Genomic DNA, 17051 nt, shown 5'->3' on the forward strand with positions numbered 1-17051 from the left:
AGCTTAGAAGCTCAGGTTGATCGCGGTACCGATAACGGTGCCTTCGATTTCGGTTCCGGCCGTGCCATTGTCGTCAACTTCCGCGAAGACGGCATAGATGTCCCAATCGACACCCGGGCCCAGATCGCGGCTGGCGCCGATACGGTACGCAGTGTACTCTTCGTTAGCACCAGCGGCGCCCGTGGCTTTGCTCTCGCCTTGGAAGGTCAGAGCTTCAAACGCCCAGGGGCCAGGTGCGTCGTATGTCACACCAAAGCTCCAGCCTTCCTGATCGCCAACACCGGCGGCCACGCCGTTGTCGTTCTCAGCATAGTGGCCACCAACGGTGAAATCGGCGAAGCCGATCTGCATGCCGATACCCCAAGTGTCGGGATCGGAGATGCCGCCCACGTTGGAGTCTGCGGTGCCGTAGCGTGCGCCAACGGTGACCGAAGTCGAGCCGAAGGTCTGGCTGTAGTTCAGGCCGATGTCGAAGATATCGGTCAGACCAGCCGCGTTGTTGTTGTTGTGGTTGGTCAGCGCGTTGCCACCGTTGTTACGTGCATACGAAACACCAACAGTCAGACCGTTGAAGGACGGCGTGAAGTAGGTCAGGCGGTCAACGTCGTTGTTACGACCAACTTCGGTGTAAGCCGAAACCATCGCGCCACGGAAGATACCGGGCAGCGGGCCACCAGTCGAACCCGAGAGCGGAATGAATGCCGAGATCGAAGGCGAGTTGATGTACATCGAGGTCACGCCAGGAGCGGCAACCATCGAAGTGTAACCAGCCGAGTTTTCCGAACCGATGACGATGCGGCCCAGCGTGTCGCCGGAAATCGTCATGTAGGTTTCGTCGATGCCGATGGCACCGCCACCGTTGTTTTCACCTTCCATCTGAACGTTGATACCGAAGGTGATACCGTTGTCCAGAGTGATCGAGGGCGAGAAGATGATTTCAGTGGTCGAGTGGAAGCCGATGCCGTCGTTGTCGGTTTGACCGGCACCTGTACCGGCAAGATTGCCGCTCAGGTCGGTGTAAGCGACGTGCTGATTCATGTAACCACCCCAGTTCAGGTCCCATTCTTGGGCCGTCGCCGGAGCCGCCATTGCGCAACCGATGATCGCGCTGGTGCAAAGCAGATGCTTTTTCAAGGTTGTCCCTCCTCATAATAGCAGGAATAGAGTGTCATGATCCGCCGCCTCCAAAGATAGACGCGGCTTGGGGATCAAATGCAGCTTTTTGCCCCTAGGTGTCAACGCGCGCCGCGAACCCCGCAATGTTGTTGCCCCGGTTGTGACGAATAAAGCACACAACAACTGTGGCGCACCTTCGATTCGACCTGAAATTACTGAAAAGCCCCAAGTTTCAGAGACAAAAGCGGGTAGCGCCCGAGGGTTTATTGTTGGTCTGTTGGCTGCGGAAAGCCCTCCAAAAAGGTGATTCCGGGGGCAAATTCCGGGGCTATTGCACAGGCCAGACAGCTTTCGTCAGGCGCGAGTCGTGCCGATGGACTCAATCGCCGAGACCATCCTTCCGGCGGCTGACAAGGCCGCACCGGTGGCCAGCATCATCTGTGGCAACAGCATCCATTCCAGCGTCCAGGCGGCCCCCGAACGCTCTTGCTCATGCAGCAGCGTGCCGGTCAGCCCGGTCAGTTGGGCCGCATTGAACCGCGCCAGCGTGACCAGCATTTCGGCATCTATAGGATTGGTCTTGTGCGCCATCGCCGACGACGCGCCGCCGCTGGCCAGCCGCAGCACCTGCGGCCCGCTCTGCGCCATCAAGGCCACGTCCTGCCCGACCTTGCCCAGACTGCCGGTGAGCATTGCCAGCCAGCCACCAAACTCCACCAGCGCGTCACGCTCTACATGCCAGGCACTGTCGGGGGCTGCCAGATCCAGCGCCGCCGCCATATGCGCCGCGATCGCGTCGCGTTGCCCACCCAGCGTGCTGCCGGTGCCGACCGGCCCGCCCAGTTGCAGCCGCAAGAGGCGCGGGCGCAGTTCGGTCAGGCGACCCAGATGGCGCGGCAATGGCCCCTGCCAGCCACGCAAGCGGTCGCCCACGGTGATCGGCAGCGCGGGTTGCATCCGGGTCATGCCCATCATCTGCGCCGCGCCGAACCGCTCTGACAGCCCTTTCAGCGCCGTGATCACCGCCCCGAGTCGCGCCTCCAGCAGGTCGCAGACATCGCGCAGCGCCAGCACCAGCGCCGTGTCCATGACATCCTGCGAGGTCAGCCCGCCATGCACCGCGCCGTGCAGCGCCTCGGGCAAGGCCGCGCGCAATTGCGCCACCAGCCCCGGCACCGGCATGCCGTCCCGCAGGGCCGTGGCCGCCAGCAGGTTTAGGTCGGGTGTGAATGCCAGGATTGCCTTTGCTGCGTCCCCGGCGATCTCTTCGGGCACCTGCCCTACGGCAGCCTTGGCGCGAGCATAGGCCGCCTCGACCCGCAACATATCGTGCATCTGCGCGTCCGGCCCCAGCCGAGCGGCGATTTCCGCGTCCGACAAAAGCCCCTGCAACCAGGGTGAGCCAAAGACCGTGCCGGTCATGCTGCGCGCAATCCCAAGATGCGCCGCGCCTCGTCGGGGCTGGCGACGGGGCGTTCATATTTTTCGCACAGATCGGCCGCGCGCCGGATCAGCGCCGCGTTGGATGGCGCCAGCGTCGTACGATCCAGCCGCACATTATCCTCCAGCCCGGCGCGGGTATGCCCACCCGCCGCGATGGCCCATTCGTTCACCACGATCTGGTTCGGACCGATGCCAGCCGCGCACCATTCGGCCTCAGGCGCGCGTGCCTGCATCAGCGCCACGTAGAAATCGAACACTTCGCGGTCCGCGGGCATGGCGTTTTTCACCCCCATGACGAACTGCACGTAAAGCCTGCCATAAAGCGCCCCCTCCGCGTGCAGCCGGATCGCCTGCAGGATATGGCTAAGGTCGAACGCCTCGACTTCGGGCGTGACCTGGTATTTCTGCATCTCGGCACCGAGCCAGGCCACCAGATCGGGTGGGTTCTCATAGACCCGCGTCGGGAAATTGTTCGACCCGACCGACAGCGACGCCATCTCGGGCCGCAGGGACAGCATCCCGCCGCGCGCGTGGCCCGCGCCAGAGCGGCCGCCGGTAGAGAACTGGATGATCATGCCGGGGCAATGCTTGCGCAGCCCCTCTTGCAGCGCGGCAAAGCGGTCGGGGTCAGAACTGGGCGTGCCATCGTCATTGCGAACATGACAATGGGCGATGGCGGCACCGGCCTCGAAGGCTTCATGCGTTGATTCGATCTGTTCCGTCACGGTGATCGGCACCGCCGGGTTGTCGGCCTTGGTCGGGACAGACCCGGTGATGGCAACGCACAGGATACAGGGGCGGGTCATGGGCGGTCTCCTTGTTATGGTGGTCAGAGTTGCCGACTCGGCACCAATCTTGCCAAGCGGCGTGAAAGCCGCATGGCGCCTCTACAACTCTCCCCGTTCCTCCAGTACCTTCCTAGCCGCGCGGAAACACTCCAGCCCCTGCGGCACGCCGCAATAGATCGCAACCACATGAATGATTGCGCGAATTTCCTCCTTTGACACGCCATTGTTCAGCGCACCCCGGCAGTGGATTTCCCATTCATGCATCTTGCCCAGCGCGCCGATCATCGCGAGGTTCATCATGCTGCGCGTCTTGGGCTCGATCACATCGTCGCCCCAGCCAAAGCCCCAGCACCAAGCGGTCATGACCTCCTGAAAGGGGCGGGTAAAATCGTCGGCGGCGGCGAGGTTCTTCTCGACATATTCGGCCCCGAGAGTGCCCTTGCGCTGTTCCAGCCCCTTGAGAAACAGGTCTTCGTTGAATGTGTCCGGCATTGCTCGGTCCTTCGTGTTTTGAATGGTTCGGTGTCTGATACGGCGCCAGCTGTTGCCAGCGCGCCCTTGGCCGGGATTGAACACCATCAGAGGCCGGTCGTGCAACGCATTAGCCGTTCTCGGGATCCGGTTCGGGATCGGGCATCACTTCGGAGAATCGCCCCGAGGCAGCGCGCTGCGCGGCACCGTCCTCTTGCGCGGCGTCGGCTGCATCAAGTGCTGCAAGCCGCAAGCCCGCATGGCGGTACACCGGCCTGCCCGCCCGCACCAGCCCCCGCAACCGTGCGGCCTGACTGTGTTTCTTGGCCACCTGATGCGGCTGAAAATCATCGTAATCGCGGGGGCCGTGATCGCGCCCCAGCACCAGCGCCCCCGCCGCCACAGCACTTTGCAACAGCGCCTGCCCGACGGGGCTGCGGGTGATCACGCCGTTCATGCCTGCATCCTCACCCACCGGACCGCCGCCCGGCCAGATATCCGCCGCCGCGATATCGGCGGCCTCGCCGATGGCATCGGGACATAGCTTGCACCGGGTCTGAATACGCCAGCCCGCCTCGTCGCCCCACATCTCGCGGTAGGTTTTCTCGAACGCGCGCCCATCGCGCGTTTCGACCCGCGTGCGCCCCGGATTGCCGTAGCCGCGATACCGAAACAGCGTCAACTCGTCCTCATCCAGCCCGTATTCATCCAGCACCGCCCGGCTCTTGCCCAGATCCGAGGCGCCGCCACAGACCATGACCAGCACCGCGACCAGCAAGGTATCAAGGCGTGGATCGGCCTTGGCGCGGGCCCGCACCGCGCCTGCATCACAGGGTTTGGCGATGATCGCAAAGGGCTGGTTCCGGTCTAGCGCCGCCGTCAGCCCCGCCAGCGTGTCCGTGGGGCTGTAGCGCGAACCGGCATTGGCGATGACCTCTTCGGGCGTATCGCTCAACACCCAGCGACTGCGCATCGGGGCCGAAGGGTCGGCACCGCAATGCAGGATGAACTGCGCTTGTCCGGACCGCAGCAGATGCACCGCCAACGCCGTTAGAACGCCGCCCGTTGCGGCGCGAAAGCGGATATCGACGTCACCAGCCCAAGCCTCGCCCATATGGGTGTAGCTGCCCCAGACCGGATCCTCGTTGGCCCCTTGCGGGGTCGCCTCGGCTATCACGCCGGGACAGGCTGCCAGAATGGCCGCGTCAGCCGCAGGCAACTCGGGTTCCAGTGGCGCGGGCCGCAACCGTCCCTCTGGCGTCATCGTCATCCGCCATCGCTCTGGCCCCAACGCCTCGCACAGGCCACAGCCAATGCACAGGCCGTTTTCGACCACCTCGCGCACAGAGGCCGGGACACGCGCCCCGGTCAAAACAACACACAACGGCGGGCTGCCCGGTTTCGGGCCATGGCCTGACCCTTCCCTTGGCGCAGATTATCGCGCCTGACCCGCCGCACCGCGTACAGGGCGGGGGTAATCGGGATCGCTTTCATCTACGGAACTCCTCTTGTCATTGCCCCATCTTGCGGGTCGACGGCCGGCACCTCTGACCTGAAAGCGACATGCTGGCGGCGCGTGTGCGCATTGCCTTGGCCCCTGCAAGTAGCGCAGAATGCGCCGGACACCGCAACACAGGAGCACCCCATGGCCCAGACTTCGCAGATTTCCCCGGCACCCAGCATCGCCAATATCGACCACTGGCCAGAGCGCGTGCAGATGGCCGCCGCGTTTCGCTGGACCGAGCGGCTGAACATGCACGAAGCGGTGGCGAACCATTTCAGCCTTGCGGTGAACGAGGACGGAACGCAGTTCCTGATGAACCCCAACCAGATGCATTTTGCCCGCATCCGCGCCTCGGACCTGCTGCTGCTTGACGCGAATGACCCCGACACGCTGGAACGCCCCGGCGCACCCGATCCGACCGCCTGGGGGCTGCACGGGTCGGTGCATCGGCATTGCCGCCATGCGCGCTGCGTCATGCATGTGCATTCGATCCATGCCACCGTGCTGGCCTGTCTCGCCGACAGCACCCTGCCACCCATCGACCAGAACACCGCGACCTTTTACAATCGCTACGTCGTCGATGAGGGATTTTCGGGCCTTGCCTTCGAAAGTGAAGGCGAGCGCTGCGCACGGATGCTGAGCGATCCAAAGGTCAAGGTGATGATCATGGGCAATCACGGCGTCTTGATCCTCGGCGACAGCGTCGCGGACACATTCAACCGGATGTATTACTTCGAGCGCGCCGCCGAGACGTATATTCGCGCGCTCCAGACCGGTCAGCCGCTACGCGTGCTGAGCGACGAGATCGCGGAAAAAACCGCGCGTGAGCTGGACGACTATCCCGGCCAGGCCGAACGGCACATGTCCGAACTGATGGCGATCCTTGATGACGAGAAGTCGAACTACGCCAGCTGACCACAGGACAGCCTGAGCGGGATCACCGGGATGTGGCCCCCTGATACCCGCCCAGAACCCGCGTCAGGTTCGGGCCCAGATCGTCGCTGAGATACCCGCCCTCCTGCACGAAGAGCACCGGCAGGCCGGGGCGGGCAAGCGCCGCGCCGATCTGCTCGAAACCGTCCGCGGTCACGGCCATCGCCTTGAAAGGATCACTTTCATGCGCATCAAGGCCCAGCGCCACCACCAGAACATCGGCGCCGAAATCGGCGATACGTGTCTGGGCCGCGCCCAGCGCCTCCAGAAACGCCGCGTCGCCGCTGCCCATCGGCAGGGCCAGGTTGAGGTTATAGCCCAGCCCGGCGCCCACTCCGCGCTCTGACGCGTGGCCCCAGAAGAACGGGTAGAACCCCGTCGGGTCGGCATGGATCGACACCGTCAGAACATCGTTGCGCGCATAGAATATATCCTGCGTGCCGTTGCCGTGGTGCACGTCGACATCAAGGATCGCAGGCCGTAGCCCCTTGCTGCGCAACCGTTCTGCCGCAATCGCGCTGTTGTTAAGAAAACAAAACCCGCTCGCCATGTCCGCATAGGCATGATGCCCCGGCGGGCGTGACAGTGAATAGACCGCCCGCGCGCCATCCGCGACCGCGTCCGCACCAGAGATGGCAGTCTGTGCCGAGGCATAGGCCGAGCTCCAAGTTTGCGCGCCGATGGGACAGGCGGTATCGCCCTGATGATAGCCCGCCTGCCCGACTGGCGAGGTCGGATAGCTGTCGTTTCGGGCGCGAGCGTGGATATTGGGAATCACCTCGGGGGCGGCACCGGGCAGATCCTGCCAGCGGGTATGTATGGTCTGCAGGAACGCCACATACTCTGGCGTATGGATCGCCGCGATGGGCCCCAACCCGGCATCGCCCGGCGCCTCGAAAGTGCAACCCGCTGCCTCGGCTCCGGCGCGCAGGCGTGTCACGCGCTCGGGCTGTTCGGGGCTGGACCGCTTCGTGCCCATGACCAGAAAATTCTGCGGGTCGTGCTGGGTCTGGACAGGGTCGAAAATGGCTTTCATCGGGGCACCTCCTGCGCGCTTTCCGGGGGGGTGCCGGTCATGTCATACAAGACGGCGCGGAACGCTTCTCCGCGTATCCCCCGCCCCCCCCTTAAACCCGGTGAAACTTGATTTGAACCACAAAGAGTGACAAGCTGTTAGGGATTACACTCGATTTTCAGCCATCCCATACCAGACGAATTTTCTGCCCGGCACGGACCAATCCATTTCTCGGGAGTTTTGCAAGATGAGGTATTTTCACGCTTTCTTGGCGGTCTGTGCAAGTTTGATCAGCCTTCCTGCGGCCGCCAATACGATTGACCCCACTGGGGTCAATTCGATCTACAGTCAGGCCAGTTTCGGGGCCACGCCATTCGACATCCGGTTCAGGCCAATCCAGGAATACGTCGATCCGCGTCACGTCAATCTCAACATCCAAACCGAAATGCAGGACTTGTTCGACACGCAAAGCAACGGCCCGGCGCTGAACCTGTTCCTTGTCAATTCGATCACCAGCCCTTTCGGTGGTACCACCGTTGGTGTGACCGAGTTCATAGCCACTGGATTTGACCCGGCCACTGGCATGTCTCTTGGCGAATGGCGCAACAATATCGCGTATAACCGCAACTTTTTGGGCGCGACTTTTGCACCTTACGGAGTTGCACACGAGATCGGACACGCGCTTGGTCTGTTCCACGAAACAACCGGCCCGATATTCAATCCCGGCCCGCCACCCGACAATCTGATGAACCAGTTCGCGTCCTCCCCCCTTCTGCGACCAGATCAGGTTCAGACCATGCTGCTATCGCCGTTCCTGCAGGGCAGCGCGTCCAGTGGCTTTTTTGTTGACGTGAACGTGTTCGATGTGCAGTCGGCACCATCTGTCGTCCCGCTTCCCGCAGGCGCTGTGCTTTTGCTGTCAGCATTCGGCTCACTTGCCTTCATGCGGCGGCGGCGCAATCTTGCATGAGGACAGCCATGTGAACCGCCAAAGCCACTTGCGCTTTTCCTGAAACAGGGAAAGTGCAAGCGGCCCACGCGCTGTCAATGTTGCGGACGTTTCGCATCCGATCAGCACTTCATATCAGACGCGAAACGTATCAGCGCCGGATAAACGGGTTTGGTATTTCCACGCCGGTCGAAATCCAGACGCTTTTCAGCTCCAGATACTCCATCATGCCCGCAATGCCGCCTTCGCGGCCCGTACCGCTCATCTTGAAGCCGCCGAAGGGCGATGTGGTGCTGGTCGAGCGGTAGTTGTTCACCCAGATCGTGCCCGCGCGCACGCGCTCGGTCATTCGGATGCCAAGCGCCAGGTTCTGGGTCCAGACACCGGCGGCCAGCCCGAAATCCACGTCATTGGCGATGCGCACAGCGTCGTCCTCATCGTCAAACGGAATCACGCAGAGAACGGGGCCGAACACCTCTTCCTGCGCAATGCGCATGTCGTTGGTCACATCCGCAAAAATTGTCGGTTCGTAGAACAAGCCGTTGGGATAGCCTTCGACCTGCGCCCGTTTGCCGCCACGCACCAGCCGCGCGCCTTCGTCCAGTGCGATCTGCACGTATTCCTCGATCTTTGCCATCTGCGGCGCGGTCGAGATCGGCGCGATCTGGGTCTCGGGATCGCTAGGGTGGCCGAACTTGATATCCTTGAGGAAATCATCCAGCCGCGCCAGAAAATCGTCATGGATCGAGCGTTGCAGCAACAGACGTGATCCGGCCACGCAGGTCTGGCCCGAGGCGGCGAATATCCCCGCCACAGCCCCTTTGACCGCCTGCTCCATATCCGCGTCTTCAAAGATGATGTTAGGCGATTTGCCGCCCAGCTCCATCGTCACCCGCTTCATCGAGCGCGCGGCCTGTTCGTTGATCATCTGCCCCGCGACGGGCCCGCCGGTAAAGGCGATGCGCTCCACCAGAGGGTGCGACACCAGCGCCTCGCCCATCTCGTTGCCAAAGCCCGTGACGACGTTGACAACGCCCTTGGGGAAGCCCGCCAGCTCGACCAGCTTCACGAATTCCAGTAGCGAAGCTGAGGTGTATTCAGACGGTTTCAGCACCACGGTGTTGCCCGCCGCCAGTGCCGGGGCCAGCTTCAGCGACGTCAGCGGCAGCGGCGAATTCCAAGGCATGATGCAGGCCACGACGCCCAAAGGCTCGTAACGGGTGAAGTTGAACACGCCGGGCTTGTCCGAGGGGATGGTATCGCCTTGGATCTTGTCCGCGAGGCCGCCGTAATAATAGTAATAATTGGCCATGTAACGCATCTGCATACGCAGTTCCGAAATCAGCTTGCCATTATCCTTCATCTCGATGGCAGCAAGCCAATCGGCGTTTTCGGTGATCAGATCGCCCAGCCGGCGCATCATGGCGCCGCGTGCGGAAGCAGAAATACCGCGCCATGCGGGGTCCTTGAACGCATCGGCCGCCGCGCGGCAAGCCGTATCCACGTCCTTGTCTGTACCACGTGCGATCTCGGCCCAGACCTCGCCCGAAACCGGATCGGAGGTGTCGAAATACACGCCAGAGGACGGTGCTGTGAACGCCCCCCCGATATAGTGATCATAGCGCGGGCGACCGCTTGCCCCGGTGGGGGTGGGCTGGATTTGCTGCGTTCCCGGCTGGGGAAAAAGCGACGTCATTGCTATCAGTCTCCGTTTGATGTGTTGGACGGGCCCTTGCCCGCAAAGGCGCGCATCTGCTGCGCGGACCAGCTGACCGGCACGATGTCTCCGGGCGTGAATTCCGTCCCGGTTTCGCTGACCGGATGACGCGCGACGAGCGTGCCTACCCCATCAACCACAAGGCTCAGCCGCACATGATCGCCGTGATAGACAACCTCGGCGATCCGCCCGTCAAAGCGGTTGGCCGCGCCGTCCTCATGGCTCAACCGGATGCATTCGGGCCGCACCATCAGCGTCACCGTGTCGGCAACCTGCACCGTGCCCCCAGCCAGCGCCGCACGGACCGTCGGGCCGCCGGGCGTGATCTGCACGGACACATCATGGCCCTGTGCGGTCTGCACGGTGCCATCGAGCCGGTTGTTCTCGCCCATGAAAGAGGCAACGAAGGTGCTTTGCGGGCGTGCATAGACATCGCGGGGCGACCCGATCTGCTGGATGCGGCCCTCGTCAAAGACGGCGATCCGGTCCGACATGGTCAGCGCCTCGGACTGGTCATGCGTGACATAGAGCATCGCGATGCCCAGTTCCTCGTGCAGGCGCTTGATCTCAAGTTGCATATGTTCGCGCAGCTGTTTGTCCAGCGCGCCAAGTGGTTCGTCCATCAGCACCATGCGCGGCTCGAAGACCAGCGCGCGTGCCAGTGCCACGCGCTGTTGCTGGCCACCCGAAAGCTGCGTGGGCATCCGATCCTTCAGCGCATCCAGCTTGACCATGCCAAGGGTGCGCTGCACGCGCGTCTCGATATCCGCAGCACTTTCGCGCCGCATCCGCAGCGGAAAGGCCAGATTCTCGGCCACCGTCATATGCGGAAAAAGCGCGTAGTTCTGGAACACGATGCCGAAATCACGCTTGTAGGTCGGCACGTTGTTGAGCGGTGCGCCATCAAACAGGATCGTGCCCCGTGTCGGCGCCTCGAACCCTGCCAGCATCATCAGCGTCGTTGTCTTGCCCGATCCCGAGGGCCCAAGCAGCGTCAGAAACTCGCCCTGCTCGATCTGCAGATTGAGCGCGTCGACCACCTTGGTCGATCCGTCATAAACCTTGTCCACGTTGTCGAACACGACAAGCGGCGCAGCGCCATGCTTGGTCATTGTTTCACCTTCCCGGCTGTCAGCCGCTCGCCTCGCCGCCGAACGGCCTCGCTGATGAATAGCAGGATGAACGACAGCAGGATCATGATCACCGCCGCCGCCGTGATGGTCGGGCTGATGAACTCACGCAGGCCCGCGAACATCTGGCGCGGCAGTGTGAATTCACCCGGGCTGGTGATGAAGATCGCGATCACCAGCTCGTCAAAGGATGTGGCAAAGGCAAAGATCGCCCCCGCCGCGACGCCCGGCATGATCAGCGGCAGCACCACCTCGCGAAACGCCGTCACGGGACGCGCGCCCAGCGACAGCGCGCCGCGCATCAGGTTGGGGTCGAATGTTTGAAGCGACGCCAGCACCGTGATCAGCACGTAGGGTGTCGCGATGATCGTATGCGCCACGATCAGCCCCCACAGCGAATTGGCCAGCCCTACCACCGAGAACGCCAGATACATCGACGCCGCCGTGACAATCAGCGGCACCACCATTGGCAGCGACAACAGCGCCAGCACCACAGTCTTGCCGCGGAAATTGGTCAGGTTGATCCCGTAGGCCGCTGTAGTGCCCAGCACCGTGGCGATGATCATCGTCGCGATTCCCACGATAAAGCTGTTCTTGGTCGCATCCAGCCAGCGCTCGGTCAGAAAGAAATCCTCGTACCAACGCAGCGAATAGCCCGGCACCGGCAGTGTCAGAATCTCGCCCGACGAAAACGAAAGCGGAAAGATCACCAATAATGGAGCCACAAGGAAGAACAGGACCGCCCAGGCGAAGACTGTAACAAAGATGCGTGTCATGTCAGCCCGCCTTCAAAGAGCCGAGGCCGGGCACGAAGCGCCGGGCGATCAGGATCAGCGCACCGGTAAAGACCAGCAGCAACAGCGACAGCGCCGCCACCATGCCGAAATTGATCGACTGGTTGGTGAAGAACGCGATGTAGTAGCTGATCATCTGGTCCTGCAACCCGCCGACCAGCGCGGGCGTCACGTAGAACCCAACCGACAGCATGAAGACGATGACCGCGCCTGCCGCAACGCCGGGCATGGTGAGTGGCAGATACACCAGCAGGAACTGCCGCCATGGCGGCGCCCCCAAAGACGCGGCCGCGCGCAGCATCGACGTGCCCTGACGTTTCATCACGCTGTAGAGCGGCAGAATCTGGAAGGGCAGCAACACATGCACCATCGCCACGTAAACGGCAAAGCGGGTGAAAATCAGTTGCAGCGGCTCGCTTGTGATCTGTGCGGCCTGAAGCCCCGCGTTGATCGGTCCCTCGCGCTGAAGCAGGATGAACCATGCCGTGGTGCGCACCAGGATCGAGGTCCAGAACGGCACCAGCACCAGCAGCATCGCGTAGCTGGCCGCGCGATTGCTGAGCGAGGAGATGTAATAGGCCGTTGGATAAGCGAGGACCACGCAGATCACAGTGACCCAGATGCTGATCCAGAAAGTGCGCTTGAACAGATCAAGGAAAATCGCCGTCCCGGGGGGCACCGCTTCGATGCGGCCATCGGGCGTGAATTGCAGATCGACGGCGCGCAGCAGGAAACTGGCGGTGAACGGGTTTGAATTGTTCTTGATCAATTGCCAGATTTCGGGCGTTGCCAGTTCAGGCACCGCCACCGGCAGAGATTGCGCATAGGGTGGTTCAAGACTGCCCAGCGCGCGGCGGGTCTGCATCAGGACCGAGCGGGCGCCGTTCATCTCGAAATTCAGCCGCCGCGTCATGGCGCCGAATTCGCGGCCCCGGCGGCTCTCTTCGATATCATCGGCCAGCGCATCCCAGGCGGAATCGGGCGGCATACCCTGCCCGTCCCAGGCGTCCAGCACCATCACGGTGCGCGGCAGCGCGGCTGTCACTTCGGGGTTCTTCACCGCCTTCACCATCGTATAGCCGATGGGCAGGATGAACCCCGCCACCACAAGCGCGAGCAAGGGGGCGATCAGCAACCAGGATATGCGGCTCTTCTTGGACATTGTTCGCTTTCGACGAAGAGGTGATCATCCCTGCGCCCCGGCAGGGAGGGGTCGGGGCGCAGGGTCAGGGGCGATGCTTACTGCGCCGCCCAGGAAGTGAACTTTGCCTGAAGCTCATCACCATGTGCGATCCAGAACTCGGTGCTGATGAACAGGCCCTCGTCGGAATGGTTCAGAACCATGCCCGGATTGGCTGCCTGCAGCGCCGGATCGGCGTTGACCTCGGCATTGGCAGGCGAAATCGGCCAGACGGCAGCCTGTGCGCGCAGCGGCTCGGGGCTGGTGATCCATTCGACCATTTTCATCGCCTCATCCATCATCGGCGAACCGGACACGACCGCCCAGTAATCGATGGAGTAAAGCAGCGTGCTCCAGTTCAGCTGATAGTCGGCGCCTTCGCCATTGGCCCGGATGATACGACCGGTATAGGCAAACGCGTAGTCAACCTCGCCACTGCCCACCAGTTGCAGGGGCTGCGCGCCGGATTTCCACCAGACCAGATGATCCTTGATCTCGTCGAGTTTGGCAAAGGCACGTTCCACGCCCTCATCGGTTGCCAGAACGTCATAGACGTCCGCCTTGGCCACGCCGTCCGCCATCAGGGCGGCTTCCAGCGTCATCTTGGGGCCTGTGCGCAAAGCCCGCACGCCGGGGAATGCCTCTACGTCCCAGAATTCTGCATAGGTGGTCGGCCCGTTCGGATGCTTGGCCTTGTCAAAGAACATCGCAGCGCCCCAGCCGGTGCCGCCAACGCCGCATTCGTGGGTCGCGCCCTCGATGAACTTGGACCCATCGACGACTTCATAATCGATCGGCGCGAAAATGCCGTCCTCGCAGCCGCGCACCAGTTCGGGCGCTTCGACCATGATGATGTCATAGGTGACGTTGCCGGTTTCGACCATGCCGTAGAGCTTGGCCATCTCGCCGTTATAAACATCGTCGCTGACCGCGGTGCCGCTGGCGGCCTCATAGCCTTCGAACAGGTGCTCGCGGGCGCTGTCCTGATAGCCGCCGCCAAAGCCGACGATCGTCAGGTCGCGCGCGACCGATACATTGGGCAGCGTCAGCGCCATCAGCGCGGCAGCCGCCAGGGTGAGTGTCTTTTTCATCGTATTCCTCCGTTGCTGGTCTGTTTGTAGTTTAGTCTTCTTCTCTTCTTGTCGGTTCGGACACCTGGCCGACCGCCTCGAACGTGATGCTGCGGATCCGTTCCCAGAGCGGATCGCCGCATGCCGTATGCTCAGGCAGGGCGGCGCGCAACGCATCCGGCACCGGCAACCCCGACAGCGCGGTCATCACGACAGCCGAACACAGGTTCGACGGCAAGAACGGCGCGGGCGATCCGGTGTTAAGCGCGGCCAGCGCGGCCAGCGTATTGGCACCGGTACCGCTGATAATCACCGCATCGACGGCGCGGGCATCGATATGGGCGGCGGCGGCCTGAATGTCGTCGGGGGTCAACTCGTAGGCGCGAAACTCTTTCGAGATCGAATGGATCTGCACGATCTCCAGCCCGGCATCGGCCCAATAGGCCTGTGCCTTCTCGGTCAGTTCCTTCGGATAGGGAGAAATCATCGCGATGCGTTGCGCGCCCAGCGCCTGCAGCACGATGGCGATGGCAAGGCTCGCAGTCACGACGGGCGCCCCGACCTGCGCCGAGAGGGCATGGCACATATCGCGATCACCGGCCTGCAGCAGGCTGTAGGAGGAACCGGTCATCGCAATCGTGACTGCATCGAGGCTGAGCGAGCCGAAGGCGCGCAATGTCTCGGGGTAGGCATCCAGGTAAAGCGCGTTGCGCTCATAGAGCGTCGTCCCCGGAAATACCGGCAGGCGCGCGGTATGCACCGCCGCATTCTCGGGCAGCAGCACGCGCATTTCCGGCTCTACCGCCGGGTTCGCCGGGGGCACGATCACGCCAAGGCGGCACATCGCATTGATATCACCCATGCTACACCTCCCCCCGGATCACGGTGTCCGGGATGCCATCCAGCATATCGAACATCGCCTGTTTCACCAAAAATTCCGCCGCTTGATCAGGGTTTTGCGCCAATGCGGCGATGCGTTTCACCCGGTCCATGCCGGTGCCGATATTCTCGTCGGTGCGCGGGATCAGCACGTCGCGCGCAACCCGCGCACGCTCCCAAGCCGCGCGCTCCACCGGCGCGGTGCTGCTGGTGCGCAACGCCGCTGCCGTCGCGTGCCCCAGCGCAAAGGCGTCATGCAACCCGGCGTTCAGATTCATCCCGCCCTTGGTATTGGTCAGGTGCAGCGCATCGCCCGCCAGGAACACCCGCGGTCCCCCGGCCGACAGCGCCCCGCGGCGGCGTGCGTAATAGACATCACGCCCAGTCACATCGGCCAGCAACTCGCCGACCGGCAGCAGGTTTTCCAGCCGCGCGGTGATCCAGGCATCGGTGATCGCCTCGGCCTCAGGCACACCCGCCGGGACGCGTACCACCACGCGCCAGCAATCGGGCATTTCCAGCAGGCTGCAAGTGTCTTCGCCGGCATGCAGATAGGCAATTCCACCAAGGTCGGGGAACTGCGCACGCATGTCCCGATCCGCATAGAGCCGCAGCACCATGCCTGGATAGGGTTTTTCCACATAGCCGACCCGCAGCGCCTCGCGCACCGCCGACCCGGCGCCGTCGCAGCCGAACGCATAGGCCGCGTGCCGCTCGGTGCCGTCCTCGGTGGTTACGGTCACGCCGTCCGCATCCTGTTGTACGTCTCGTACGCCAGTATTGAACAACAACAACCCGCCTTCGCTGATGAACAGATCGGCAAGCAGGAGGGTCAGATCACCCTGCTCGTAATGCAGCCGGAAAGGATTGCGGGCCCTGCCCTTCAACAGATCGAAGGGCAGTTGCGCCAGCACCGCACCATCGGGTGCGAGGTAATCGACGTGATCCACCTGCACACCCTCACGCCGCATCGGATCGAGGACACCCAGTGTCTCCAGCAGATCAAGCGTGGCGGCGTGAAAGGTCGAGGCCTTGGATTGCAGATTTACCGAGGCGCGCTTCTCCAGAACGGTGACGGCATGCCCGGCCCGCAACAAGATGAGAGCCAGCGCCAGACCGACCGGTCCCGCCCCTACAACGATAACATCCTGCTCATCACGCCGCGTCATCAATAGCCCCTCCAGAGTTGATCAACCCTAGCACTCGCCCGTAAAGTGTCAACACTTTTGGGGGAAGTCACCCGAAACAGCCAGAAGTTCGGCGATAAAAGCTCACAACGCTTACTTTCTGGGCATTTACCTCGCCCAAGTGTCAACACTGAATGCGCCATACCTTACCGCCCTACCCTTCGGCCTGCGGCTCTGGCAGCGTTTCAAGGTAGCGCGCCACCTCATCCGTGGGGATGACATCAGCATATTTGCAGTTGAGATCGAACAGGCTCATCGCGTGGCTGGATTCGAACCGGTCAAACGCCGCTTCCTCGGGAATCACCGTCTTGAAGTTATACGAATAGGCATCGACCGTCGTCGCCCGCAAACACCCCGAAGAGGTGCAGCCGGTCATGATCAGGGTGTCTACATCGAGGAAATTCAGATGACTCATGAACAGCGTGCCAAAGAAGGCCGATGGTTTGCGCTTGCCGATCAATATGTCCTGTGGACGCGGCGCCAGGGGCGCGACGGTCTGCGTGGCGTGGGTGCCCTCGACCGAGGTTTTCTCATGCCCCCGGTGGCTCTTGCCCGTTTGCACGCCGCTGTCGATCATGTCCGGGCGGCGCTCGGACTGGGTGTAGAAGATCGGGATGTCCTTGGCTCGCGCGATATGCATCAGCCGCTCGATATGTGGCACCGCCTCCCAGCCCACGGGACCGCAATGGGTGCGGTATTGCTTGACGCCCTCCGCATGGCTCTGCCCCGGCTCGTCACCGCAGAAATTATATTGCACGTCGATGATGAAAAGTGCCGGGCGCTTGCCAAAGCCCGCGCGCTTGCCATAACCGGCCAGTTCGTAGATTTCGCGGTCATGTTCGGTCAGGAACTTGTCCCAGATGCGTGTTGTCATG

Annotated in this window: 17 protein-coding genes; 2 read left to right on the forward strand and 15 right to left on the reverse strand. The window is 62.5% G+C overall.

Translation table 11 applies throughout. From position 1 onward, the window contains the following. Nucleotides 1–3: 3 nt before the first annotated feature. The 5 genes from O3306_RS08960 to O3306_RS08980 all read right to left on the reverse strand — a co-directional run bounded on the left by O3306_RS08960 (nucleotide 4) and on the right by O3306_RS08980 (nucleotide 5190). On the reverse strand, nucleotides 4–1134 hold the full coding sequence (locus O3306_RS08960) for a porin (RefSeq protein ID WP_272005942.1): 1131 nt from the start codon (nucleotides 1132–1134) through the stop codon (nucleotides 4–6). Between the two features lie 336 nt (nucleotides 1135–1470). Further along, complete coding sequence (locus tag O3306_RS08965) at nucleotides 1471–2538, reverse strand: 3-carboxy-cis,cis-muconate cycloisomerase (RefSeq protein ID WP_272005944.1); 1068 nt, start codon at nucleotides 2536–2538, stop codon at nucleotides 1471–1473. Further along, entirely contained in the window at nucleotides 2535–3365 is an 831-nt protein-coding gene (locus O3306_RS08970) for a 3-keto-5-aminohexanoate cleavage protein (protein ID WP_272005946.1), read from the reverse strand. The genes O3306_RS08965 and O3306_RS08970 overlap by 4 nt, the downstream gene beginning before the upstream one ends. Nucleotides 3366–3446: 81 nt before the next feature. Continuing rightward, nucleotides 3447–3839: a carboxymuconolactone decarboxylase family protein gene (locus O3306_RS08975; RefSeq protein WP_272005948.1), complete on the reverse strand. Its 393-nt coding sequence runs from the start codon at nucleotides 3837–3839 to the stop codon at nucleotides 3447–3449. 109 nt (nucleotides 3840–3948) lie between these two features. Further along, nucleotides 3949–5190, reverse strand: coding sequence for a Coenzyme F420 hydrogenase/dehydrogenase, beta subunit C-terminal domain (locus O3306_RS08980; protein ID WP_272005951.1), 1242 nt, complete (start codon nucleotides 5188–5190; stop codon nucleotides 3949–3951). Nucleotides 5191–5463: 273 nt separating this feature from the next. On the opposite strand from O3306_RS08980, the gene O3306_RS08985 reads away from it, so the two are divergent. Next, entirely contained in the window at nucleotides 5464–6237 is a 774-nt protein-coding gene (locus tag O3306_RS08985; protein WP_272005953.1) for a class II aldolase and adducin N-terminal domain-containing protein, read from the forward strand. Between the two features lie 22 nt (nucleotides 6238–6259). Here the strand turns inward: O3306_RS08985 and O3306_RS08990 are convergent, their stop codons facing one another. Together O3306_RS08990 and O3306_RS08995 are read right to left on the reverse strand one after the other, a co-directional pair. Then, nucleotides 6260–7291: a histone deacetylase family protein gene (locus O3306_RS08990; RefSeq protein WP_272005956.1), complete on the reverse strand. Its 1032-nt coding sequence runs from the start codon at nucleotides 7289–7291 to the stop codon at nucleotides 6260–6262. 157 nt (nucleotides 7292–7448) lie between these two features. Beyond that, nucleotides 7449–7739: a hypothetical protein gene (locus O3306_RS08995; protein WP_272005959.1), complete on the reverse strand. Its 291-nt coding sequence runs from the start codon at nucleotides 7737–7739 to the stop codon at nucleotides 7449–7451. Between O3306_RS08995 and O3306_RS09000 the strand changes: the two genes are divergently transcribed. Beyond that, complete coding sequence (locus O3306_RS09000) at nucleotides 7725–8240, forward strand: VPLPA-CTERM sorting domain-containing protein (RefSeq protein WP_272005961.1); 516 nt, start codon at nucleotides 7725–7727, stop codon at nucleotides 8238–8240. The two genes, O3306_RS08995 and O3306_RS09000, sit on opposite strands and share 15 nt — an antisense overlap. 130 nt (nucleotides 8241–8370) lie before the next feature. Here the strand turns inward: O3306_RS09000 and O3306_RS09005 are convergent, their stop codons facing one another. From O3306_RS09005 to O3306_RS09040, 8 genes are all read right to left on the reverse strand, one after another. After that, nucleotides 8371–9915 carry an aldehyde dehydrogenase gene (locus O3306_RS09005; RefSeq protein ID WP_272005964.1) on the reverse strand — a complete coding sequence of 515 codons (1545 nt, stop codon included), beginning with the start codon at nucleotides 9913–9915 and terminating at the stop codon, nucleotides 8371–8373. Nucleotides 9916–9920: 5 nt separating this feature from the next. After that, a complete protein-coding gene (locus O3306_RS09010; RefSeq protein ID WP_272005967.1) occupies nucleotides 9921–11048 on the reverse strand; it encodes an ABC transporter ATP-binding protein in 1128 nt (375 codons plus the stop codon). Next, the gene (locus O3306_RS09015) at nucleotides 11045–11842 is read right to left on the reverse strand and encodes an ABC transporter permease (RefSeq protein ID WP_272005970.1); all 798 of its coding nucleotides are present in this window, start codon (nucleotides 11840–11842) and stop codon (nucleotides 11045–11047) included. Before O3306_RS09015 ends, O3306_RS09010 begins: the two co-directional genes overlap by 4 nt. A gap of 1 nt (nucleotide 11843) precedes the next feature. Further along, on the reverse strand, nucleotides 11844–13022 hold the full coding sequence (locus O3306_RS09020) for an ABC transporter permease (RefSeq protein WP_272005973.1): 1179 nt from the start codon (nucleotides 13020–13022) through the stop codon (nucleotides 11844–11846). A 77-nt stretch (nucleotides 13023–13099) separates the two neighbouring features. Beyond that, nucleotides 13100–14131, reverse strand: coding sequence for an ABC transporter substrate-binding protein (locus O3306_RS09025; RefSeq protein ID WP_272005976.1), 1032 nt, complete (start codon nucleotides 14129–14131; stop codon nucleotides 13100–13102). A 31-nt stretch (nucleotides 14132–14162) separates the two neighbouring features. After that, nucleotides 14163–14972 carry a maleate cis-trans isomerase family protein gene (locus O3306_RS09030; protein WP_272005979.1) on the reverse strand — a complete coding sequence of 270 codons (810 nt, stop codon included), beginning with the start codon at nucleotides 14970–14972 and terminating at the stop codon, nucleotides 14163–14165. Between the two features lies 1 nt (nucleotide 14973). Beyond that, nucleotides 14974–16158 carry an FAD-dependent oxidoreductase gene (locus tag O3306_RS09035; RefSeq protein WP_272005982.1) on the reverse strand — a complete coding sequence of 395 codons (1185 nt, stop codon included), beginning with the start codon at nucleotides 16156–16158 and terminating at the stop codon, nucleotides 14974–14976. A 172-nt stretch (nucleotides 16159–16330) separates the two neighbouring features. Further along, a complete protein-coding gene (locus O3306_RS09040) occupies nucleotides 16331–17050 on the reverse strand; it encodes an isochorismatase family protein (protein WP_272005983.1) in 720 nt (239 codons plus the stop codon). Nucleotide 17051 lies beyond the last annotated feature (1 nt).

This window comes from Roseovarius sp. ZX-A-9, from assembly GCF_028369135.1.
In the GTDB taxonomy this organism is placed as follows: domain Bacteria; phylum Pseudomonadota; class Alphaproteobacteria; order Rhodobacterales; family Rhodobacteraceae; genus Roseovarius.

Coding starts and splice junctions, on each gene's coding strand:
- O3306_RS09035 (WP_272005982.1), bottom strand. CDS start 16,158: ATGACGCGGCGTGATGAGCAGGATGTTATCGTTGTAGGGGCGGGACCG.
- O3306_RS09040 (WP_272005983.1), bottom strand. CDS start 17,050: ATGACAACACGCATCTGGGACAAGTTCCTGACCGAACATGACCGCGAA.
- O3306_RS08985 (WP_272005953.1), top strand. CDS start 5,464: ATGGCCCAGACTTCGCAGATTTCCCCGGCACCCAGCATCGCCAATATC.
- O3306_RS09020 (WP_272005973.1), bottom strand. CDS start 13,022: ATGTCCAAGAAGAGCCGCATATCCTGGTTGCTGATCGCCCCCTTGCTC.
- O3306_RS09010 (WP_272005967.1), bottom strand. CDS start 11,048: ATGACCAAGCATGGCGCTGCGCCGCTTGTCGTGTTCGACAACGTGGAC.
- O3306_RS09030 (WP_272005979.1), bottom strand. CDS start 14,972: ATGGGTGATATCAATGCGATGTGCCGCCTTGGCGTGATCGTGCCCCCG.
- O3306_RS09025 (WP_272005976.1), bottom strand. CDS start 14,131: ATGAAAAAGACACTCACCCTGGCGGCTGCCGCGCTGATGGCGCTGACG.
- O3306_RS09015 (WP_272005970.1), bottom strand. CDS start 11,842: ATGACACGCATCTTTGTTACAGTCTTCGCCTGGGCGGTCCTGTTCTTC.
- O3306_RS08965 (WP_272005944.1), bottom strand. CDS start 2,538: ATGACCGGCACGGTCTTTGGCTCACCCTGGTTGCAGGGGCTTTTGTCG.
- O3306_RS09005 (WP_272005964.1), bottom strand. CDS start 9,915: ATGACGTCGCTTTTTCCCCAGCCGGGAACGCAGCAAATCCAGCCCACC.
- O3306_RS08970 (WP_272005946.1), bottom strand. CDS start 3,365: ATGACCCGCCCCTGTATCCTGTGCGTTGCCATCACCGGGTCTGTCCCG.
- O3306_RS08990 (WP_272005956.1), bottom strand. CDS start 7,291: ATGAAAGCCATTTTCGACCCTGTCCAGACCCAGCACGACCCGCAGAAT.
- O3306_RS08975 (WP_272005948.1), bottom strand. CDS start 3,839: ATGCCGGACACATTCAACGAAGACCTGTTTCTCAAGGGGCTGGAACAG.